General features: G+C 70.1%; 20 protein-coding genes and 1 pseudogene. 10 read left to right on the plus strand and 11 right to left on the minus strand.

The genetic code is table 11. The annotated features are described in order from the left end of the window. Positions 1-14 precede the first annotated feature (14 nt). The 5 genes from EV382_RS09490 (at position 15) to EV382_RS09510 (ending at position 6,759) form a co-directional block, all read left to right on the plus strand. Positions 15-1,193: a Gfo/Idh/MocA family protein gene (locus EV382_RS09490; RefSeq protein WP_130408631.1), complete on the plus strand. Its 1,179-nt coding sequence runs from the start codon at positions 15-17 to the stop codon at positions 1,191-1,193. Positions 1,194-1,238: 45 nt separating this feature from the next. Then, complete coding sequence (locus EV382_RS09495; RefSeq protein ID WP_130401201.1) at positions 1,239-2,591, plus strand: pectate lyase family protein; 1,353 nt, start codon at positions 1,239-1,241, stop codon at positions 2,589-2,591. A 208-nt stretch (positions 2,592-2,799) separates the two neighbouring features. Further along, positions 2,800-3,525, plus strand: a complete 726-nt coding sequence (locus EV382_RS09500) for an HD domain-containing protein (protein ID WP_130401202.1) — start codon at positions 2,800-2,802, stop codon at positions 3,523-3,525. A 157-nt stretch (positions 3,526-3,682) separates the two neighbouring features. Continuing rightward, positions 3,683-5,146, plus strand: a complete 1,464-nt coding sequence (locus EV382_RS09505) for an NF041680 family putative transposase (RefSeq protein ID WP_130399899.1) — start codon at positions 3,683-3,685, stop codon at positions 5,144-5,146. 119 nt (positions 5,147-5,265) lie between these two features. Then, a complete protein-coding gene (locus EV382_RS09510; protein WP_130401203.1) occupies positions 5,266-6,759 on the plus strand; it encodes an FAD-binding oxidoreductase in 1,494 nt (497 codons plus the stop codon). 208 nt (positions 6,760-6,967) lie between these two features. On the opposite strand, the gene EV382_RS09515 is transcribed toward EV382_RS09510, so the two are convergent. Continuing rightward, positions 6,968-7,333 carry a barstar family protein gene (locus EV382_RS09515; RefSeq protein WP_130401204.1) on the minus strand — a complete coding sequence of 122 codons (366 nt, stop codon included), beginning with the start codon at positions 7,331-7,333 and terminating at the stop codon, positions 6,968-6,970. An 83-nt stretch (positions 7,334-7,416) separates the two neighbouring features. Next, a complete protein-coding gene (locus EV382_RS09520) occupies positions 7,417-7,866 on the minus strand; it encodes a ribonuclease domain-containing protein (RefSeq protein WP_244236606.1) in 450 nt (149 codons plus the stop codon). A gap of 208 nt (positions 7,867-8,074) precedes the next feature. On the opposite strand from EV382_RS09520, the gene EV382_RS09525 reads away from it, so the two are divergent. From EV382_RS09525 to EV382_RS33960, 3 genes and pseudogenes are all read left to right on the plus strand, one after another. Next, on the plus strand, positions 8,075-8,848 hold the full coding sequence (locus EV382_RS09525; protein WP_130401205.1) for a hypothetical protein: 774 nt from the start codon (positions 8,075-8,077) through the stop codon (positions 8,846-8,848). A gap of 134 nt (positions 8,849-8,982) precedes the next feature. Then, entirely contained in the window at positions 8,983-9,981 is a 999-nt protein-coding gene (locus EV382_RS09530; RefSeq protein ID WP_130401206.1) for an ABC transporter permease family protein, read from the plus strand. Positions 9,982-10,012: 31 nt separating this feature from the next. Further along, positions 10,013-10,162: pseudogene (locus EV382_RS33960) on the plus strand (helix-turn-helix domain-containing protein); the annotation flags it as partial. Between the two features lie 28 nt (positions 10,163-10,190). Here the strand turns inward: EV382_RS33960 and EV382_RS33050 are convergent. Beyond that, on the minus strand, positions 10,191-10,433 hold the full coding sequence (locus tag EV382_RS33050; protein ID WP_030327471.1) for a winged helix-turn-helix domain-containing protein: 243 nt from the start codon (positions 10,431-10,433) through the stop codon (positions 10,191-10,193). A gap of 217 nt (positions 10,434-10,650) precedes the next feature. On the opposite strand from EV382_RS33050, the gene EV382_RS09545 reads away from it, so the two are divergent. Continuing rightward, a complete protein-coding gene (locus EV382_RS09545) occupies positions 10,651-10,944 on the plus strand; it encodes a DivIVA domain-containing protein (RefSeq protein ID WP_425271879.1) in 294 nt (97 codons plus the stop codon). A gap of 261 nt (positions 10,945-11,205) precedes the next feature. Here EV382_RS09545 and EV382_RS09555 read toward each other — a convergent pair whose 3' ends face one another. The 7 genes from EV382_RS09555 to EV382_RS09585 form a co-directional block, all read right to left on the minus strand. Beyond that, entirely contained in the window at positions 11,206-11,775 is a 570-nt protein-coding gene (locus tag EV382_RS09555; protein ID WP_244236608.1) for a carboxymuconolactone decarboxylase family protein, read from the minus strand. Between the two features lie 126 nt (positions 11,776-11,901). Beyond that, positions 11,902-12,240 carry a hypothetical protein gene (locus EV382_RS09560; protein ID WP_130401208.1) on the minus strand — a complete coding sequence of 113 codons (339 nt, stop codon included), beginning with the start codon at positions 12,238-12,240 and terminating at the stop codon, positions 11,902-11,904. Positions 12,241-12,293: 53 nt separating this feature from the next. Then, positions 12,294-13,829, minus strand: coding sequence for a hypothetical protein (locus tag EV382_RS09565; RefSeq protein ID WP_130401209.1), 1,536 nt, complete (start codon positions 13,827-13,829; stop codon positions 12,294-12,296). A gap of 65 nt (positions 13,830-13,894) precedes the next feature. Next, positions 13,895-14,503 carry a restriction endonuclease gene (locus tag EV382_RS09570; protein WP_208758354.1) on the minus strand — a complete coding sequence of 203 codons (609 nt, stop codon included), beginning with the start codon at positions 14,501-14,503 and terminating at the stop codon, positions 13,895-13,897. A gap of 92 nt (positions 14,504-14,595) precedes the next feature. Next, entirely contained in the window at positions 14,596-15,102 is a 507-nt protein-coding gene (locus tag EV382_RS09575; RefSeq protein WP_208758355.1) for a hypothetical protein, read from the minus strand. A gap of 193 nt (positions 15,103-15,295) precedes the next feature. After that, positions 15,296-16,921 carry an ABC transporter permease gene (locus EV382_RS09580; protein WP_130401210.1) on the minus strand — a complete coding sequence of 542 codons (1,626 nt, stop codon included), beginning with the start codon at positions 16,919-16,921 and terminating at the stop codon, positions 15,296-15,298. After that, on the minus strand, positions 16,918-17,895 hold the full coding sequence (locus tag EV382_RS09585; protein WP_130401211.1) for an ABC transporter ATP-binding protein: 978 nt from the start codon (positions 17,893-17,895) through the stop codon (positions 16,918-16,920). Before EV382_RS09585 ends, EV382_RS09580 begins: the two co-directional genes overlap by 4 nt. Before the next feature lie 109 nt (positions 17,896-18,004). Here EV382_RS09585 and EV382_RS09590 point away from each other — a divergent pair, with 109 nt between their 5' ends. Beyond that, positions 18,005-18,859 carry a TetR family transcriptional regulator gene (locus tag EV382_RS09590; protein WP_165435752.1) on the plus strand — a complete coding sequence of 285 codons (855 nt, stop codon included), beginning with the start codon at positions 18,005-18,007 and terminating at the stop codon, positions 18,857-18,859. 44 nt (positions 18,860-18,903) lie between these two features. On the opposite strand, the gene EV382_RS09595 is transcribed toward EV382_RS09590, so the two are convergent. Beyond that, on the minus strand, positions 18,904-20,682 hold the full coding sequence (locus tag EV382_RS09595; protein WP_208758588.1) for an ABC transporter ATP-binding protein: 1,779 nt from the start codon (positions 20,680-20,682) through the stop codon (positions 18,904-18,906). Positions 20,683-20,766 lie beyond the last annotated feature (84 nt).

Consider the following 20,766-nt stretch of genomic DNA (forward strand, 5'->3'; position numbering starts at 1 on the left):
CCGGCCGGTCGGCGGTGAGCGGGGCCACCCCGCCGCCCACGGTGGCGGTGATCGGGGCGAACGGGCACGGGCGCTGGCATCGGCGGGTCATCGCGCCCCTGCACGCCGCCGGGCGGCTGCGCCTGGTCGCCCTGGTTGACGTCCGGCCGGTGGAGGACGACCCGGACGCCCCGGTGCCGCCCGGCGTGGCGGTGTTCACCGACCACCGGGCGATGCTCGTCGCCACCCGGCCGGACGTGGTGGTGATCTGCACACCGCCGCACACCCACCTGGCGATCGCCCGCGACGCCCTGGCGGTCGGCGCGGACCTGCTGCTGGAGAAGCCGCCGGTGCTGTCGTTGGCCGAGCACGAGGAGCTGACCTGGGCCCTCACCGCCGCTGGCCGGGTGGCCCAGGTCGGCTTCCAGGCGCTCGGCTCGGCGGCCCTCACCGCGTTGACCGACGCGCTGGCCGCCGGCCGACTCGGCACGGTCACCCGCATCTCCACCATCGCCGCGTGGCAACGGCCGGACGCCTACTACGCCCGCTCCCCCTGGGCCGGGCGACGGAGTCTGGACGGCCGGCCGGTGCTCGACGGCGCACTCGCCAACCCGTTCGCGCACGCGGTGATGCAGTGCCTGGCGATCGCCGAGGCCCTGGCTGGGGCGATGCCCTGGCCGGCCGCGATCGAGGTGGAGCGCTACCGGGTCCGGCCGATCGAGGTGGAGGAGACGGCCGTGCTGCGCGTCCAGTTCCGCGCCGGGCCGCCGATGCTGGTGGCGGTGACCCTGGCCGCCGAGGAGTTCGTGGCGGGCGAGGTGGTGGTGACCGGCACGTCGGGGCAGGCGGTGCTGGAGTACCCGACCGACCGGCTGCGCCTGCCCGGGGACGTGGTGACCCGCCGGGTGCCGGGGCGGCTGGGGTTGCTGGAGAACCTGCTCGCCCACCGGGTCGACCCGGCGGGCGTGCCGCTGATCGCACCGCTGGCCCGTACCGCACCGTTCACCGCGCTGCTGGACGCCCTGCGCGCCGCACCGGAGCCCCGACTGCTCGACGGCGACCTGGTGACCACCCTCGGCGCGGGCGGGGAGCGGGTCCGCCACCTGCGGGGCGTCGTCGACGTGTTGCGTCGGGCGGCCGAGCGGGGCGCGTTGCCGAGCGAACTGGCGGTGCCGTGGGCGTCCGCCGCGTACCGCGCCGAGCTGGCGGGATAGACGCACGACCGACAGGCCCCCACCACCCGCGAACGGAGAGAGCCGATGCGCAGAATCCTCGGCGGCGTCACAGTGATCGCCCTCCTCCTCGGCGCCGCCCCGGCCGCCGCCGCACGCCCGGAGCATCCGTCCGCCGACCGGCTCTCCTGGTCGGCCCGTCACCTCGGGCGTCAAACGCTGCCCGCGGGCGACGGTTGGGCGGCCGACGGCGCCGGCACCGTCGGCGGCTCGGCGGCCAGCCCGCAGCGGACCCGGGTGGTCCGCAACCGGGCGGAGCTGGTCGCCGCGCTGGGCGGTGACAACGCCAGCAACGCCACCGACGCCACCCCGAAGCTCATCTACGTCGACGGGGCGATCGACGGCTTCGAGGGACCGGCCGGAACCCCGCTGGGCTGCGCCGACCTGGCCGACCCGGCGTACCGGCTCGACGCGTACCTGGCCGCGTACGACCCGGCGGTGTGGGGACGGGTGCCACCGAGCGGGCCGCTGGAGGAGGCTCGGGTGCGCTCGGTCGCCAACCAGACCCGCCAGACCCAGATCAACGTCGGCCCGAACACCTCCATCGTCGGGTTGCGCGGTGCCCGGCTGACCGGCCTCACCCTCATGATCGACCGGGCGTCGAACGTCATCGTCCGCAATCTGACCCTCGTCGACGCCCGCGACTGCTTCCCCGCCTGGTCACCGACCGACGGTGAAGCCGGCAACTGGAACAGCCAGTACGACCAGATCTCGGTACGCCGCAGCGAGAACGTCTGGGTGGACCACAACACCTTCACCGACGGCGACAACCCGGACAGCGCCCAGCCGGTGTACTTCGGTCGGCCGTACCAGGTTCACGACGGGTCGCTGGACGTCACCCACACCGCCAGCCTGGTCACCGCGTCGTGGAACCGCTTCACGGGCCGGGACAAGCTGCTGCTGATCGGCTCGTCCAACACCGTCGGCCCGGACGTGGACCGGCTGAAGGTCACCCTGCACCACAACCTCTTCGACGGTGTCCTGCAACGGCTGCCCCGGGTGCGTTTCGGTCAGGTCGACGTCTACAACAACCACTACCGACTCGGTGGGGCGGACTTCCAGTACGCGCTCGGCGTGGGTGTCCAGTCGGCGATCCACGCGCAGGACAACTTCTTCACACTGGACTCGGCTGTCGACCCGGCGAACCTGCTCTACGACTGGGGTGGCACCGCGTTGACCGAGCGAGGCTCGTGGGTCCGCCACGGCGGCGGCGCGCCACGACCGGTCGACCTGCTGGCGGCGTACAACGCGACCCATGACCCCGACCTGGGCGCGGACGCGGGCTGGACGCCCACCCTGCGCCGTGACCCCGCCCTGCCGGCGCCGCTGGTCCCGCTCCTGGTGGACCCCCTCGCCGGCGCCAACCGCCTCCCGGTCTGACCTCCCAGCCGCCGTCGCGCCCTCGCTCGCCCCCGTCCCGCCCCCGCCGAGCCCCGTCGAGCCCCGTCGATCATGGAGTTGTGGTGCCCGGTTTGGCATCGCACAGGTGCTTTGTCCCCCACCACAACTCCATGATCGACCGGGGTAGGGGGTCGGGTCTACGACGTAGCGGCTCATCGATGTGGTGAAGATCGGCTATAAGTGACGCATGGACTTCCCGCCGCACCTGGGCAGCATGCCGATGCACGCGATCACCGAGATCCACGGCGAACCGGGCCTGCTGGAGCGTTTCCGGTTGGAGGTCCAACAGTTCGACGACAACGCCCGCGCCCGGTTGACCGCCGCGCTCGACCTCGCCGCCGACCTGCACCGCGACGACCGACGTGTCCGCGAGCCGTACCTCAACCACCTGCTGCGGGTGGCGATCCGGTTGATGCACCACTACCAGGTGCGCGACGTGGACGTGATCGTCGCCGGCCTGCTGCACGACGCGGTCGAGGACCACCCGGCCGAGTTGGTCGACGGCGACCCGGGCGCCGACCCGACCGGGGCCGCGCTCGCGGCGCTCGCCGCGCGGTTCGGCCCACGGGTGGCCACCCTGGTCGCCGCGGTCACCAACCCGGTGTACGACCCCGAGCGGGACCGCAACGTCCAGTACCGGGAGCACCTGGCGATCAGCCTGGACCGGGAGCCCTGGGCTCGGGTGATCAAGGTGTCGGACTTCACCGACAACGGCGTGGGCGTGATCCACACGGTCGGGCCGAAGGTGATTTCGTCCGCCCGCAAGTACCGGCCGCTGGTGCCGCTCTTCCGGGACCTGATCGGCCGGCCGGACACCCCGCTGTCACCGGCGGTGAAGCGGCACATCTTCGGCCAACTGGACCTCGCCGAGGAGCGCTTCAGCGCCATCCTCGATCAGCCCGCCCCGAACTGACCCGTCCTCGGATCACCCGACCGGGTTCCGTGACAAGTTCTCAGCTTGATCTTTAACCCTCTGAGGTCCCGCGGGGACCCCGAACGATCACGGAAACAGCCCTTGGTTGATGATCTTCTTGTCTAGGGAAGAACATCAATAACCAAGGGCTGTTCTGGTGACCAGTGTGCATGACCGTGGTCCGGCTGATGCCGTCGGGGACCTGGACCGGTTCCGGCGGGAGTTCTACGACTGCTTGACCGCTCGGGCTGACGCGTTGTTCGACCTGACCGACGCGGTGTTGTGCGCCGATGGGCCGGTCCGGTCGTTGGTGGAGTTGTCGCTGGTGGGTGAGCACCGCCGGGGTCACGGGGCGTTGTATGACGCCCTCGCCTGCGGGAAGTTGGACATTGACCGGTTGCGCACTGCTCTCGCCGGGGTGCCGCTGCCCCGGGCAGCCGACGGCCGTCTCGTCCTGGCGGTCGACATCACCTGCTGGCTGCGGCCGGACGCGCACACCTCACCGCAGCGGATCCTGTGTCACACCTACGGACGCGGAAAGGATCAGACCATCATGATCCCGGGCTGGCCGTATTCGATGGTCGTGGCCCTGGAGTCGGGCCGTAGTTCGTGGACCGCGCCGTTGGACGCGGTGCGGCTGGCGCCTGGTGATGACGCGGCCATGGTCACCGCCGGGCAGCTGCGAGACATCGTGGGGCGGCTGATCGCGGCCGGACAGTGGCGGCTCGGGGATCTGGACATTCTGGTCGTGGCCGACGCCGGCTACGACGCACCTCGACTGGCTTTCCTCCTGCGTGACCTGCCCGTGCAGGTCCTCGCGCGGATGCGCTCAGACCGGGTACTCCGCCGGGCAGCGCCTCCCCGGCGACCGGGAACGGTCGGCCGTCCGCCCCGCCACGGCGGCGAGTTCGTCTTCGGTGATCCCGCCACCTGGGGTGAGCCCGACGCGGCCACGGTCACCGACACCCGTCTCTACGGCACGGCGTGGGCCCGCGCCTGGGATCGGTTGCACCCTCGGTTGACCCACCGATCCGCCTGGACCGCCGCGGCTAAAGTACTGCCGGTCATCGAGGGGACCGTCATCCGCCTGGAAGTCGACCACCTACCCAGCGGCGCGACACCGAAGCCGGTGTGGTTGTGGTGGTCCGGCGTCGACGCCACCTCGGATGACGTGAACCTGCTCTGGCAGACGTTCCTACGCCGCTTCGACATCGAACACACGTTCCGCCTGTTCAAACAGACCCTCGGCTGGACCTGCCCGAAGATCCGCACCCCGCAAGCCGCCGACCTATGGACCTGGCTGATCCTCGCCGCCTACACCCAGCTCCGTCTGGCCCGCGCCCTCGCCGCCGACCTGCGCCGCCCCTGGGAGCAACCCGCACCACCGCAGCGTCTGTCACCCGCCCGCGTCCGCCGAGGGTTTCGGCACCTCCGCGCGAAGGCGACCTGCCCGGCCGGTGCACCCAAACCCGCCCGGCCAGGCCCGGGGCGACCACCCGGCCGCCGCAACACCCACCCCACCCCGCGATACGACGTCCACATCGCGACCACCACGAACGCCAAAACATCGGCCACAAAGAAGACGAAGACTGTCAATTCCCGGCCACGCCGCACAGGTTAAAGATCAAGCTCAGGTCTGTCGGTCAACTCGGGCATTACGGTTGGTTTGCGCCAGATGAGAGGTAAACGCCCTCTCAGGTTCATCTTTCGGGCGTGCCACCAATCGAGAGGACTCGGACCATGCGCGACCTTTCCCGTCGCGACCTGCTCAGGGCCACGGCCGTCGGTGCTGGAGCGGTCGCTATCCCGAGCATGATCGCCGGCAGCTCGGCGCTCGCGGACGACGGTCCTGGCTGGGCCGCCGACACCAAGTACCCCCCGGCACAGCTGACCGGGCGTATCGTCCGCCCGCAGAGCCCCGACTACCCGGAAGCCAGCCTCGGCTGGGACGAGCTGTTCGTGCACTATCCGCTGGTCATCGTCTTCGCGCAGGAGACCCAGGACGTGGTCAACGCGCTCACCTGGGCGCGGCAGCACGACGTCGCGCTGCGGGTACGCAGTGGCCGGCACAACCTGGAAGGCTGGTCGAACGTCGACAACGGCATCGTGATCGACGTCAGTGAGCTCAAGGACGTCCACATCGACACCGCCAGCCGCACGGCAAAGCTCGGGGCGGGGCTCAACCAGTCGGAGGCGGTGGCCGCCCTCGGGGAGTACGACCTGGCTGCGACGACCGGTACGGAGGGGACCGTGGGCCTCTCCGGGGCCACCCTCGGCGGCGGCTTCGGCTTCCTCACCCGCTACCTCGGGATGGCCTGCGACAATCTGATCGGCGTGGAGATCGTCGTGGCGGCGGGCGCCGACGGGGCGAAGGTGCTCGAGGTGGACCCGTGGAACCACTCGGACCTGCTCTGGGCGCTGCGCGGCGCGGGCAACGGCAACTTCGGGATCGTCACCTCCCTGACCTACAAGGTCGCTCCGCTCAGCAGCGTCGCCTACCTGCAGGTGACCTGGCCCGGTCTCGGCGACCTGCACGAGGTCTTCGACGCCTGGCAACGCCTCGCACCCTTCACCGACCCCCGGCTCGGCACCCAGGTCGAGGTCCACCCGGATGAGATCCTGTTGTTCGCGGTGCTCGCGGAGGGCTCCGAGGCGGAGGCCAGGAAGCTGCTGGCGCCGATCCTGTCGATCGGCAACCCCACGGTCACCGCCCAGACCGGCGGCTGGGATGACGTCTACGCCGGCTTCCAGATCCCGAACGAGGACGAGCCCGGAAAGTGGAAGTTCTTCTCCCAGTTCACCCGGGAACCGTTCCCGGAGAAGGCGGTCAGCATAGTCAAGGCGTTCATGGAGAAGGCCCCCTCGCCCGACAGCAACTACTTCACCCAGGCCTTCGGCCGCGGGGCACAACGGCAGGAGCCGTTCGGTGGCGCGGCCTTCCCACACCGCGACGCGCTCTTCTACGGCGAGCCCGGCGTCGGCTGGGGAACCCGCGGCGAACCCGACAGCGACGACGCCGTCACCCCGATCGCCCAGACCTGGATCGCCGAGTTCAGCCAGGCGCTGCGCCCCTATGTGGACGGCGCCTACGTCAACGTGCCGAACATCGGCATGGCCGAGTGGGAAAAGGCCTACTGGGGGCACAACTTCCCCCGACTGCGCAAGATCAAGGCGAAGTACGACCCGCACAACGTCTTCCAGTACGAGCAGAGCATCCCACCCGCAACACACTGACCGGCCCCACCGCGCCCCACCCCAGCGCGCCTCGCTCCCTCACCTCACCTGCCTCATGCGCATCCTTTGCTCTGCACCCGCCCATGCACCAGCTACAGACCGTGAGTGGCGCGCCCGCGGGTGCAGAGCAAAGGACGGATGTCGGGGGTGTGGGTCGTGGGGCCGGTCCTACGGCCGGCAGCCGGTTCACCGCAGGCCCGGAACGTGGTCAGGCGGGCGGAACTTCGTGGAGGACGACGCGCAACGGGTGCGGTGCGGTCGTGGCGAGGTCGCCGAGCACGGTGAGCAGCAGAGCGTACTGACCCGCCGGCTCGTCGACCAGCAACTGACCGGCGTCGCCGACCAGCAGGGTGAGCGGACCGGCGTCCAGTCGGTCCCGCAGAGCGTCGGCGAGGGCGTCCCAGGTGTTCCCCAGGTGGGCCGGCAGGGCCAGTGCCTCGGCCATCGCGGCGAAGAGCCCCGGCCGGGTCCGGGTCGCCGCACCGTCCAGCACCACCGCGCCCCGCGCGTGTGGCGCGTCGTCGCCGCACACGGTCAACCAGTCGGGCCACCGCCCGTCGTCCTCGTCGGCCATCACGTGCCTCCCGGTGGTCAGGCATCGAAACCGCTGGGCCGGTCGGACGCGAGGCCGCGTCCGACCGGTCGGTCCACTGTCGGTCAGAGCCGGTAGAAGTCGGTGTAGTGGTTGGGCGAGAACCAGGTCACGCCGGTGCTGCGGTTCACCACGATCCGGTACGCGTCCCGGGCGGCGCCCTGGGTACGCGGGTAGACGTCGTACTCGTGGTAGGTGGCGTTGGTGGGCAGTTGACCCTCGTAGTTGTAGAACTGGCCGCCGGCGAAGTTTGACTTCCCACCGCTCCAGGAGTACCAGCCGCGACTGGTCGGGAAACCCTTGGCGGACCAGCCCGAGCGGGCAGTACGGGCGTCCGCGCAGCGGCTCATGGTGCAGGAGCTGTAGACCGCCGCCGAGGCCGGGTCGGTCAACCGGGGGGCGACCACGGACGGGCCGACCAGCGCGGCGGCGACCATGGCGAGGAGCAGAACGAGGCTGGTGGTACGCCGGCGGATCGCGCCGAGCGTGGCCAGCGGGGACACGAGGGTGGACACAGGCTGCCTCCAGACCATCCAATCCATCGATCCGCGTGATTGTCGGATCGGGACCAGTCTCACCGCTGCCGGGCGGCGACAACACCCCTCGTCGGCAAACCCGAGGTGACGTGTCCGCTTCGGTGCGGCGTCGTGTCGGCGTGGCGACGATCAGATCGGTTACCCGTTGTTAGCGTGGGACGCGAATCCGTGACCAGGGAGGGGTGGCATGGCCGACACCTCCGACGGCCGGCCGAGACCGGCGGAGGCGCGGCCGCACTGGGCAATCCGCAGCCTCACCGCCACCCGGGGCGCGAGTGCCCGCGGCTGGCGGTGGTGGGCGCGAAACTGGGATCGACTGGTCGCGGCCCTCCAGGACGAGGAGCCCGTCGGACTGGGCGCCCCCGCGACGCCGTCCGGCCCGCTCATCGAGCAGCGCACCGCTCCCCGGCAGATCGTGGTGCCCGCCCAGGGTTACGTGTACTCCTTCCACATCCGCGCGACGTTCGCCTGGTCGTCGACGGTCAGCCTGCGTGCCGAGGTGCTGACCTGGTACGCCGACTACTTCATGCCGCAGGCGGTCCAGCGGCTGACCCGGCTCGCCGCCGACGCCGCCCGGGAGTTGGCCCCACATCGCGCGGCGGACCTGGAGATACACCTACAGCAGGCGCTCGCCACGCAGAGCCCGTGGTGCTACCAGCGAGGTGACCTTGAGGTCAGCTGCACGCCGGACGTCGCCGTCCGGCTCGACGAGCCCATCAGACGGGCGGTTCAGCCACAGATCGATCGCCTGGTCAGCCTCGAATGTCGCCTTGAAGAGCACCTACAGCAGGCGCGGTACGCCGAGGAACTCAGCCGCCGGTGGGTGGTGATCCTGGACGAACACCTCGCGGTGGCCGGTGGCGACCCGGAGTTGGCCACCGCACGCCAGCACCTGCTCAGCAGGCAGCGAGAAGCCATCCGGTGGATTGACGAGCTGCTCGCCCAACGCCCGCTGAGTTAAGGCGGCCCAGCGAGCAACGGCTGTCAGATTTTTGTCATTCTCGATGCTTTGATCGGCATGCAAACATCGAAATGCGAAGGCGGGCGGCTCTGTCGGCGCCACGCCTAGAAAACAACTCCAGGACGGGTGGGCTGATGCGTAGGACCTGGCTGTTCTTCCGAAAGAGTCCACTCGTCGCCGTCCTCGGCGCGGGGATCGCGTTCACGCTCGCGGTGCTCGGTCAGGCGCTGGTCGGACAACTGGGTCAGAACGTCGCCGACAAAGCCACCACTCAATCGACGTGGCTCACCGTGGTGCTCATCTTCATCCTCATCGTGGCGATCGCCATCCTCGCCTCGCTGCGCGGCAGCGTCGAGGAGCTGACCCGACGTGCCGGGCTCTCCATTCAGTACTATCCGCTGGACCCCGGCCAGCACTCGCCGGAGCGCGACGAGAAGGCGCGGGCCCTCTACGCGGCCGCACGGATGGTCATCGAGTCGGCAAAGGAGGACGGCGACTCCCGCATTTACGCTGTCAACTCATTCGTGGAAGTCGGCGTCCAACCGGGCGACGTTCACGTCAAAGATCACAGCCTGCGCTACCTCGAATCACTCAATCGGAAGCTCGGAAAGGTCACCTACCACCGCATCGTGCAGCTGTCGCACTTCGACATGAACCGGCTGGAGCGCCACCCCGACGAATCGATCTCGGAGCTCGTGGCGGAGAACTACCTGGCGCATTATCGGGAAATCGTCAAGGCCGGCCAACAGGGCAAAGAAGCCGTGCTGGAAGCGGTGCTCGGCAAATACCCGACGTGTTTCGTGCTCGTCCAGAACGCCGCAGACGGAAAGTACGGTGGCCGGCTGATCTGGCAGATGCACCAGCACGTCGACGGGCGGCCCCGCGAGGACACCGTCGAACTGACCGGCATCTACATCATCAACGACCCGGACGGCATCTTCATCGGCACCTTCGTGCGATGGTTCAACGACCTCCGGGCGGCGCAGCGGCCACGCCGGCACCTGACCCTGGCCAACCTGAACGGCACCGCACCGGTGGAAAGGACCACGACGGCTACTCCCGCCACCCCACGGCCGCGCCGGCCCTGGTGGCCCGGCCGACGCGCACCGGCCGATCAGGTAGAGGAAAGGTAGGCGGCCCGCGGTCCGGGGGCCCAGGTAGTCAATGTCACTGCTGGTCATTCCGACGAGAGTGGCTGGCGGCGAGGCCGACCAGCGCGGTGACGCTGCTCGGCTCACCCTCGCGGAGGCCGGCCAGCGCTGCGGATATTCGGCGGCGACCCTCTCCCGGATCGAGCGTGGCCGCCAGCCGCTGACAGACGCGCGGCGTCGTGCCGGGCTCGCTACCGTGGCTCCCGCATCCAGGTCTTCGGGTCGGTCACGAAGATGCCCTTGCCCTGATGCCTCCGGATCACCCGCAACGCTTCCAGACGGACGTAGACCATTTGGATGGTTGATGAACTGACGTCGAAGCGATCAGACATGTCAGCGATCGAGGGCAGCTTGTCCCCCGGCTTGACCTTCCCGCTGCGCAGGTCCCCGATGATCTCGTCCGAGATCCGGATGTAGTCCGGTGTCTGTGGCATGGCACTCCTTGCGTGGCACGCCAATTTGATCACGACACGCACCGGTGAGACAACTATGCGTTGCAACACGCGACTTAGGCATATATGGTTATGCAGGAGCTGCTCCTCGCGTGGCAACGAGTTCGGCTCATCCCCTCGGTCGGGGCGGGTGCGGGTGCCCGTCCCGACCCACCGCACGGACCTTCCGCGCTCCCGCCTGCCCCCAGAGAGGACCGCCGTGGCTCAGGTGTATCGAGGTGGCCAGCCCTACCCCGCCGGCTACCCAGGTCGGTTGACGCCGCACGAGGTGCGGACCCGCGCGTTCGCCGCGTGCCGGCGCGGCGTCGACCCCGATGAGGTACGCGAGTTCCAGGCCCGGGTGTCAGATGAGCTGGCCATGCTCAACGAGACGGTACGGCTGCTCAGCCAGGAGAACGACCGGATCAAGCGGGCGCTGCGCGACTGGCAGACCATGCACGCGCGGGAGTGCACGTCGGCCCCGGAGCAGGGCCGCAACTCCGGCCACTGGTGACCGCGCGCCCCTCCCCCGGCGACCTGCTCATCATCGACGGCCGAGCATCGGTGCAGTTCGCCGGGGATCGTGCACTGACCTTCCGCGTCGTCTCGGTCTGCGACCAGCCGACGTACGAGGGTTGGATCTGGCTGACCGGCTACGTCCTCAACCGCCGAGGCAACGCGACCGCCAAACGCGAGATATACGTCCAACTCGCCGGCCTTCGCCGCGCTCCCACGCCCGCTGCATCAACCCTGGGCAGGATGCGTTTCGCTGGGCCTAACCGCCGAAGCTCAGCGCCTGCCGCAGATCCGCGTCCAGGCTCTCCTGGTACTGCGGATCGGGCTCAGCCCCGGCCGCGCTGAGGACGGTGCTGAAGAAGCATCTCGCGCCAACGGCGAGGATGACGCGGAAGACATCCGTGTCATCGAGGCCGTGAGCACGCAGGCCCGTTACATCGGCCTCGGTGACGGAGTTCGCATCGGCCGCGACCTTTCCGGCGAAGTTGACGACTGCGACCTCCTGCGCGGAGAGACCGGCGCTGCCGTGGTCCGACGCGATGGCGGCGACAGTCGCCGCGTCGAAGAACTTGTCGCGCAGGACCTTTCCATGTGCCAGACCGCAGTAGGAGGATTTCAGGGCCCGGGCCGCGGCGAGGGTCACCAACTCATAGCGGCGCAACTCCATCCCGTCCTTCACCGCACCGTTGAGCTGCTGCCATGCCAGATACGCCGCCGGGTTGTGGGCGAACAACCTGGTGTAGTTGGGCAGGTAGCCCATCGCCTTCGTGTCGGTGTCGAAGATCCGCTCAGTGTCCGCGGACCGCTCTGCCTGCCGTAGGAAACTCATCCGGCTCCTCCCTGTTTGGACCCGGACGGTACGCCGTTGGGGCTGCGAACGCTGTCGGGAAACCGGCCGTGTGCGAAGGGCCGGACGGTCGTCAGGTGTCGGGCCGCCAGGCGACGTTGACAGCCGCTACAGGCTGTTGACGGCCTGGGAGACGCGCAGAACGGCATCGGCAACGGCGGTCACCGTTCCGGCGCCTGCCAGCAGGGCCGGTAGCAGGCTGCGGATGCCCTCCACGTTGGGCCGCGGCTCGGCGGCGTACGCCGCGGCCGTGCTCGCCAACTGGGTCAGCCGTTCGGCCTCGCGAACCTCCGTCCGGTGTTTCGCGATCTCGTCGACCAGAGCAGCGACGAGCCCGGTGAGATCCGAGCCTCGACTGAAGTCGTTGCTCCGGTTGTGCACCTGCGCGTGGTCACCGAAGACGTTCGCCTCACCGCTGATGTCGCCGCCGAAATTGAACTGACTCACTGACTCATCCTTCCTGGTCGCCCGACGGCCGGACCTCCGGGGCCACAAACCGATCAGTCCGACTGGTCAACGTGCTCGACATTCGACACCCGTCCGTGGTTGCCGAAGATGTTGCCCCGGCCGGACACCTCCCCGATGTTGGTGATGTTGTTGATGATCCGCCGCTGTCCGGCGGCTATCTCGGATGTGTCGATGCCCTTGTCCGTCAGGAACGCGATCAGACAGTCGATCACTCCTCGCTGCATCCGCAACAGACAATCACGCACATCCGCGACTTCGAAATAGCTCTCGATGCTCGCGTTGGCCGCGAGTTCCCGGGCGCTGAAGAGCGACCCGTAGTCGTAGCGTCGACCCTCCTGGAGCGCCTCGTAGTGATGCAGCGCCCGTTCCTCGCGCGCCCTGGCCAGATCGATGCCCCGCTCCGAGCGCAGGAACAGTTCGGCAACGTAGGTGCGCCATGCCGCGATGGCGAGGGCCCACGTGGTCGAGCGTCCACGAAGCGGGCTCAGATCCTCCCCGAACAGGCCATAGAACCCGGTGGCGGGCGCGGAGCCGCGCAGGACCGGCGGCAGGACGAGGGCCGCGAACTCGCAGGACAGAATGCCCTGGTCGAGGGTGTAGCGGGCGACGAGGGTGACGACGATCCGGCCACCCACGAGGCTCTTCGCCAGACACACGTACGTCCTGGCCTGCTCCCCTGGCGCGTCGCTGCCCAGGTCCACCCATGAGGTTTCCAGGCGGGAAGGCGGGCGCATCTCGTCGGGATGGAACAACCCCTCACAATCCGGCAGCACGTCCCCTCGCACGTAGATCCGCTTGGTGACCTCGATGTCGCTCAGGCCGAGCCGGGACCGGGCGAGTCGGATCAGGTCGTCGTGCAGTTCTCGGATGGTGAAGGTCGCCGGTGGTCGTGCGGCGTCTCGATTCTCTTCTCGACCGCGACCGCGACCGCGACCGATGTCGATGGGCGACAGGGCCCAGCGGCCGATCTCAGTGCCGCTGCCGACGAACGGGCTGGCCGCGGCAACCCCGAAGACGATCATGTTGGCATCGTGCAGAGCGGCAAGCTCGTCTTCCAGGTCTGATTCGACCTCTGGCGCCTGGGCGCCCAGAGCCTCCTCCTCCGCCATGATGCCGATCGCCGCCGCGCGGGTTTCCTGGAGACTGAGGAAGGTCGTGCGCCACCCGACTCCGCACGCCACGGCGATGAGAGGCAGCGAGAGTAGCGCCGTCGCCAGCCCGTCGCGCCAGAGGAGGAAGGCAGCGAGCGTGACCAGGCCGAGCAACGAATAACGCGTCAGCGCGACCGCGTCGTACAACTTCCGCCAATGGGTGTGGGCCGCCTGGGCGTGCCGCACCAGCGCAACCGCATCCACCCCGAAAGGGGGACACCACGCCTTCGGGTTGTCGATGCTGTAATCCAGCAACACCTGCGCCGCCAACGGCGGATGCAGGTGCATGGCGCTGCACATCTGTCGGCTGGCCAGGTCTTTCGGTACCGAGGGCAACGTCGACCCGCCGTCGACACGGCCGCTCACCGTGTCGGCAACGTCGTTCGCACTGACACTTCTGGGAATTGGCGGTGCCATGCCGGCACAGTAGTTCCCGCACCGTCAATTCGCTGTCCGTGATCTTTCAGGGCCGGCCGCGTCCCTCAAACTGCGTCAACCGGAGGTCTTCCCGTCCAGGCCCACATTTCCAATGCGTGCCGGTCGATGAGCGTGATGTTGAGCTGCCGGGCGATCTGGATGCCATCGCCCGCAGTGAAGAAGCTGTTCGTCACGAGGATGCAGATCTCACCGCCATGGATCACCCGGCAGGTGCCGGCGAACCGCTGGATCGCGGCGCTGCCCACGCGGTTGTCGGCGCTCTGGCGCTTGCACTGCACCACGACGCGTCGGCCGTCGGGAGCCAACGCCACGACGTCGGCTCCCCGGTCACCGGGGCCGCCACACACCGTCACATCGCGAAACCCGGAGGCGACCAGGAGCCGGGCGAACCACTGCTCGAACTCGGGGCCGCTCATCGCGTCGGTCACCGCGATCAGCCGGTCCCGCTGGGCCTGATCGGCCCGCTCGCGGGCGCGCTGCTTCGACACCACGACAAACACCGCGACCGCCCCCGCGACGACGAGGCTCACCAGGAGCGCGGTCCAGTATGGATGCTGTCGCACGAAGTCGATGACCGCGCGCAGGAGCACAAGGCCGACGACGGCAGCCACCGCGAACATCCAGGCGTTGGCCGACCTGCCGCCGCCAGCCACGCGGCGGACCGTGGATCTGCGCCGAACCCTGCCGGTACGCCGCCTTCGGTAGTGCGCCCGAACTCGCGCGCCACCTTTCCTGGTGTGTGACCTCACGTATGGCACAAGGCACCTCCCCGGTCGAGGAAGCCCCAGTGTCGCGGCAGCGTCCAACAAACCGCGCACACGATCGCCATCATGCTTCGCCGGACGACCACCTGCGGCGGCTCGATGCTCAGGCCACGGCGTCGATGCACGATCACCCCGGGCCGGGACCGCAGGCTCGCACTCGCCGGTGTGCTCAGGTGCACGAGGTCACCAACCTCCTCCGAGCGCAACCCCCACACGGCGAGCGCACTGAGATGACTGAGCGCGCCGTCTCCGCCGGCCCAGGCGAGAGCCGCCCGCAGACTAAGGGCCGGGTCGAGTCGACTCAGAGCCGGGGCACCGGGTCGCCCACCGACGAGGTGCGCCGCCACGAACACCTCGGGCAGCACCCGTACCAATTCGCCGTTACGACAGGCCTGGCGAAGAGTCCACGACGGCACCACCTGCCCGGCCGCCCCGCGCGTCACCAGCCCTGCGCCAAGCTCCACGAGTTCCCGAAGCACCGAGTTCACGCACCGAACCGTGACGCCCCGCCCCACCCTCCGCAACCACACCCCACCGCCCTCTGTGGACACCGGCCAACCTGTGCACGAACACCCGGCCGCCGCCCAGATGTGCTAGCTGCTCAGGTGATCGGTGGCAGTTGAAGAGGGCTGGTGTCGGCGTTTCGAGTCGCTCCACTGCCAACGATCAAGAAACGCAGGGTCAGGACGGGACGTCGCGGTGGCGGAAGGCTGCCACGCCGACGGCGAGCAGCGCCGCGGCCACCGCCGCCAGCACCAGCAGGGGAAGCGCTGCCGGGTCGACCGCGGGCACGGACGGCACATGGGTGTACGGCGAGACGTTGAGCGCGGCCTGCGGCAGCTCCAGCACCGCGCCGAGTTGCCCGAGGAGCAGGAAGACCAGCAGCGCCGTCCAGGACAGCACGACCGACCAGCGGGGCAGCAGCCCGAAGAGCGCGGTGACCACCCCGGCGACGACGAGCAGGGCGGGCAGGCGCAGCAGCGCGGCACCACCCAGCTCGACGGCCTGGCCGAGCGGGTCGCCGGTGACGATGCCGTAGCCGAGGCCGGTGCTCACGCCGGCGAGCAGCAGCAGGGCGACCGCGCCGAGCGTCGCGGCGAGCACCTGGGTGCCGAGCCAGCGGGTGCGGCTGACCGCCGTGGCCAGGGCGGCCTCCAGCACCCCGTCGGCTTCGTCGCCGCGTACCCGGAGCAGGGCCTGCACCACGTACGCGCCGATGGTCAGGGCGAAGAGGCCGAGCATCGCGGCCAGGTACGCGTTGATCAGGTCGGCTCCGCCACCCATCGCGTTGATCGCTTCGGCGGCGGCCGGATTCGCGCCGATCATGTCGTTGAACTCGTCGCCGGCGATACCCATGGAGAAGCCGAGTACGGCCACCCCGACCGCCCAGCCGAGTAGCGTGCCGCGCTGCATCCGCCAGGCCAGACCGGCGGGGTTGAGCAGCCGTGGCGCGCCGGTCGAGGGGCCGCGGCGGGGGGCGATCAGCCCGGCGCCCTGGTCGCGTCGCTCGGCGAGGGCGTACGCCGCCACCACTCCGGCGAGCAGCAGCGCGACGGGCAGGGCGAGCACCAACCAGCGTTCACCGTCGAAGGCTCGTACCTGGTTGCCCCACCCGAGCGGGGAGATCCACGACGGCCAGGCGCTCTGCACCCGGGTGCCGTCGGCGCTCTGCTCGCCGAGCACGTCGCCGGCGGCGCGCAGTACGAAGGAGAGCCCGACCGTGGCGGCGGCGAGGGCGTTGGCGCCGCGTGCGGTGACGGAGAGCTGGGCGGTGACCGCGGCGATCGCGGTGAAGGCGACCCCGACACCGCCGATCGCGGCCGCTGCCGCGACGGACCCGGCGAGCGGCAGACCGGCGCCGACCAGCGCGACCGCGAGCATTACGGCGGCCAGGGCGTTCGCCGCGACGATGACGAGCAGCGCGGCGGTCAGCGGCGCGTACCGGCCGACGACGGAGGCACCGAGCAGTTCGGCGCGACCGGTCTCCTCGTTCTGGCGGGTGTGCCGGGTCACCGCGAAGGTGCTCAGCAGCGCGACGATCAGGGCCAACGTCACGTACGTCTCGGCGACCACCACGGCACCGAGGTCGGTGCCGTGGATGGGGCCGTTGAAGGCACGGGCGACCAGGCTGGACGCCGAGGTGACGGCGTAGCCCAACCGGGCCTCCTGGTCCGGGTAGATGCCGGCGACGCTGCCGGCCAGGGCGTAGCCGAGCAGGGGCGTGCCGAGGATCCAGATGGCCAGGCGGATCCGGTCGCGGCGCAGGACGAGCCGGGCCAGCCGGGTCGTGCCGGTGAGGGTGGTCACCGGGCACCCCCCTGCGGGGCGTCGGCGTGCGAGGCGTCGGCGGCGGGAGCGCCTGCCGCGGCGGCGGCCGGGGTGCCCGGTGCCGCGGCGGCGGGGTCGTCACCGTAGTGGCGCAGGAAGAGCTGCTCCAGGGTGGGTGGCGTGCTGGTCAGCGCGCGGACGCCGAAACGGATGAGCTGGCCGAGCAGCTCGTCGAGGTGGGCGGGTTCGACCTCCAGGTGGGTGCGGCCATTGACCTCGTGCACGTCGTGCACGCCGGGCAGCGTGTCCAGGCCGGTGACCGGGCGGGTGGTCTCGACGGTCACCGCCGTGCGGGTGAGGTGGCGCAGCTCGGTGAGGGTGCCGGATTCGACGGTGCGGCCCTCGCGGATGATGCTGACCCGGTCGCAGAGCGCCTCGACCTCGGCGAGCACGTGGCTGGAGAGCAGCACGGTGGCTCCGGCGTGCTTGACCCGCCGGACCTCGTCCTGGAACACCGCCTCCATCAGTGGGTCGAGGCCGGACGTCGGCTCGTCGAGCACGTACAGCTCCACCGGGGAGGAGAAGGCGGCGACGATGGCGACCTTCTGCCGGTTGCCCTTGGAGTAGGTGCGGCAGCGGCGCGTCGGGTCCAGGTCGAAGCGGTGCAGCAGCTCGTCGCGGCGGCGTCGGTCGAGGCCGCCGCGCAGCTGACCGAGCAGGTCGATGGCTTCCCCGCCGGTGAGGTTGGGCCAGAGATTGACGTCTCCCGGCACGTACGCCAGCCGGCGGTGCAGGCGGACCGCGTCGCGCCACGGGTCAGCGCCGAGCACCTGGGCGTCGCCGGAGTCGCGGCGGAGGAGCCCGAGCAGAATCCGGATGGTGGTGGACTTTCCGGAGCCGTTGGGCCCGAGGAAGCCGTGCACCTCTCCCTGCTCGACGTGCAGGTCCAGCCCGTCGAGTGCCCGGATGGCGCCGAACGTCTTGACCAGATTGCCGATCGAGATGACGGGCATCGCCCCTCCTGCCGTTGGCTGCGTCGACCACCCTCACTGTACTGACCGATGGTCAGTGGAATCAACGGTCATTGTGCCCATCGGTCAGGACGTCGCTAGGCTGGCCGGCATGACCGCCGATCCCGCGGACGACACCCGCACCCGGATCCTGCGCGCCGCGCTCGACCTGTTCGCCGAACACGGCTACCAGCGCACCTCGCTGCGCCAGATCGGCGAGCGGCTACGGCTCACCAAGACCGCGATCCTGTATCACTTCCCGGCCAAGGAGAATCTGCTCGCCGCCCTGGTCGAGCCGTTGTTGGCGGACCTGGAGGCACTGCTCGACTCGGCCCAGGCACAGCCCACCGAGCAGGCCAGGTGGGCGGTCCTGGAGGGCTGGGTGGACATCATGCTCGCCCATCGCCGGCCGCTCGGGATGCTCTTCCACGACATCGCGCTGGTCGGCCGTGGCGACACGTACCACCGATTGATAGTGATCGCGATGCGCGCCAACGACCTCATCGCGGGGCCGGACGCCGGGCGTCGGGAGCGGGTCCGCGCGGTGCAGGCCATCGCGGCGTGCAGTGATCCGATCGTGTTCTTCACCGACGTACCCGACGAGGTGCTGCGCGCCGACATGCTCGACGGCGTACGCCGGCTGCTGGCACCGCTGCCCGCGGACGCCGGGACGCCGGCGGGCGGGGCGCGCACGACGATCCCGGCGCCAGCGGGGGAAACACCGCCACGCGCGACCGCGAGGGACGCGGCCCCGGGCGGCGCGGCCCCGACGACGCCGTCGGGCGTGAGCGGCGGTGCGGCGATGGCGAGCCGGCGTCGGCGGCCGGGACGGCCACCTGCGCTGCGCCGGGATCAGATCGAGGCGGCCCGGCGGATGCACGCGGCGGGCACCCATTCGGTGAACGCCATCGCCGCCGAGCTGGGTGTCTCGCGGGCCACCGTCTACCGGCACCTGACCGCGTCATAATGAGACAGTTCTAAGACTGTTTCGAGACGGTTGTGAACCGGGATTCAGGCCGCCAGGGTGGCGTAGCGGCCGTTGCGGTTCAGCAGGCTGTCATGGGTGCCGGCCTCGACGACGCGGCCGTGGTCGAGCACCGCGATCTGGTCGGCGTCGCGGACCGTGGAGAGCCGGTGCGCGATGGTGATCGTGGTGCGCCCCTGGGCGAGCGCGTCGAAGGCCTGCTGCACGGCCCGTTCGGTCTCGGTGTCCAGCGCGCTGGTGGCCTCGTCGAGGACCAGGATGCGCGGGTCCCGCAGCAGCGTCCGGGCGATGGCGAGGCGCTGCTTCTCCCCACCGGAGAACCGGTGGCCGCGCGATCCGACCATGGTGTCGTACCCGTCGGGCAGCCCGGCGATGAGGTCGTGGATCTGGGCGGCGCGGGCGGCGTCCTCGATCTCGGCGTCGGTGGCCTCCGGCCGGGCGTAGCGCAGGTTCTCCCGGACGGTGGTGTGCAGCAGATACGTCTCCTGGCTGACCACGCCCACGATCGCGGCCAGGTCGGCCAGGCGCAGGTCGCGCAGGTCGACGCCGTCGACGGTGATCCGGCCGGCGGTCGGGTCGTGCAGCCGGCTGACCAGCCCGGCGAGGGTGCTCTTGCCGGAGCCGGTCTCGCCGACCAGGGCGAGGCTGGTGCCGGCGGGCACGTCCAGGGTGATCCCGGCGAGAGCGGCGGTGTCGCTGCCGGGGTAGCCGAACGTGACGTCCTCCAGGCGCAGGTGCCCACGTACGCGGCGGGGGTCGAGGCGGACCGGCTCGGTGGGGTCGGCCACGTCGACCGGCAGGTCCAGGTATTCGAAGATCCGGGCGAAGAGCGCCAGCGACGCAGTGAGCGAGACACCCACGTTGAGCAGCCCCATCAGTGGCCGGAACAGGCCGCCCTGTAGGGCCGTGAAGGCGACCAGGGTGCCGATGCTCAGCGTGCCGGCGGTGCCGGGCAGCCCGGCGGCGAGGTAGATGACCGCCGGTACGGCGGCGAAGATGATGCTCATCGAGGCCATCCGCCAGCGGCCGGCCAGCTCACTGCGCAGCTCCAGGTCGACCAGTCGGGCCGAGGAGGCGGTGAACCGGTCGATCAGCGCGGGCCCGGTGCCGAGGGTCTTGGCCAACTGGACGCCGCTGATCGAGAGCCCTTCCTCGACGGTGACGTTGAGGTCGGCGAGTTCACGTTGGCGCTGGGCGGTGATCTCGCGGCGCATCCGGGCGACCCGGCGGGTCAGCCAGATGGCCGGCGGCAGCACCACGAGCGAGACCAGGGAGAGCTGCCAGGAGAGCGCGACCATGGCGACCGTGGTGGCGACCACGGTGGTGAGGTTGGCGGCGACGGCGGTGGCGGTGGACGTGACCACCGACTGCATGCCACCGATGTCGTTGGTGATCCGGGACTGCACCTCGCCGGTGCGGGTGCGCGTGAAGAAGCCGAGCGACTGGCGCTGGAGGTGACTGAAGACGTCGGTGCGCAGCCGGTGCATGACCCGCTGGCCCACCTGGGTGGAGATCCAGGTCTGCACGACACCGAGCGCGGAGGTCACCGCGGCGACGGCGACCATGCCGAGGACCAGCCAGACCAGCAGGGTCACGTCGCCCTGCGGCAGCGCCCGGTCGATCACCGCGCGGAGCAGGAACGGGCTGGCCATCGCGATGATCGAGGAGAGCACGATGATCGCGGTGACGGCGGCCAACGCGGGCCGGTGGGGGGTGAACAGGCGGCCGATGCGGCGCAGCGACACCTGGCGGGCCTGCGTCTTCTCTTCGGCGCTGAGGGTGCGGTGGCCGCGATCGCGGCCCATCGGGGTGGGTTCCAAGGGGACACTGCCTCTCGTCGACAACATTGCTGAGGTTACCTCATCATGAGGTAGCAACCACATCTCCTG

The sequence above is a fragment of the Micromonospora violae genome (assembly GCF_004217135.1).
GTDB classification, from domain to species: domain Bacteria; phylum Actinomycetota; class Actinomycetes; order Mycobacteriales; family Micromonosporaceae; genus Micromonospora; species Micromonospora violae.

Coding starts and splice junctions, on each gene's coding strand:
- EV382_RS09510 (WP_130401203.1), top strand. CDS start 5,266: ATGCGCGACCTTTCCCGTCGCGACCTGCTCAGGGCCACGGCCGTCGGT.
- EV382_RS09590 (WP_165435752.1), top strand. CDS start 18,005: ATGACCGCCGATCCCGCGGACGACACCCGCACCCGGATCCTGCGCGCC.
- EV382_RS33050 (WP_030327471.1), bottom strand. CDS start 10,433: ATGCCACAGACACCGGACTACATCCGGATCTCGGACGAGATCATCGGG.
- EV382_RS09585 (WP_130401211.1), bottom strand. CDS start 17,895: ATGCCCGTCATCTCGATCGGCAATCTGGTCAAGACGTTCGGCGCCATC.
- EV382_RS09525 (WP_130401205.1), top strand. CDS start 8,075: ATGGCCGACACCTCCGACGGCCGGCCGAGACCGGCGGAGGCGCGGCCG.
- EV382_RS09500 (WP_130401202.1), top strand. CDS start 2,800: ATGGACTTCCCGCCGCACCTGGGCAGCATGCCGATGCACGCGATCACC.
- EV382_RS09595 (WP_208758588.1), bottom strand. CDS start 20,682: ATGGGCCGCGATCGCGGCCACCGCACCCTCAGCGCCGAAGAGAAGACG.
- EV382_RS09555 (WP_244236608.1), bottom strand. CDS start 11,775: ATGAGTTTCCTACGGCAGGCAGAGCGGTCCGCGGACACTGAGCGGATC.
- EV382_RS09565 (WP_130401209.1), bottom strand. CDS start 13,829: ATGGCACCGCCAATTCCCAGAAGTGTCAGTGCGAACGACGTTGCCGAC.
- EV382_RS09495 (WP_130401201.1), top strand. CDS start 1,239: ATGCGCAGAATCCTCGGCGGCGTCACAGTGATCGCCCTCCTCCTCGGC.
- EV382_RS09530 (WP_130401206.1), top strand. CDS start 8,983: ATGCGTAGGACCTGGCTGTTCTTCCGAAAGAGTCCACTCGTCGCCGTC.
- EV382_RS09515 (WP_130401204.1), bottom strand. CDS start 7,333: ATGGCCGACGAGGACGACGGGCGGTGGCCCGACTGGTTGACCGTGTGC.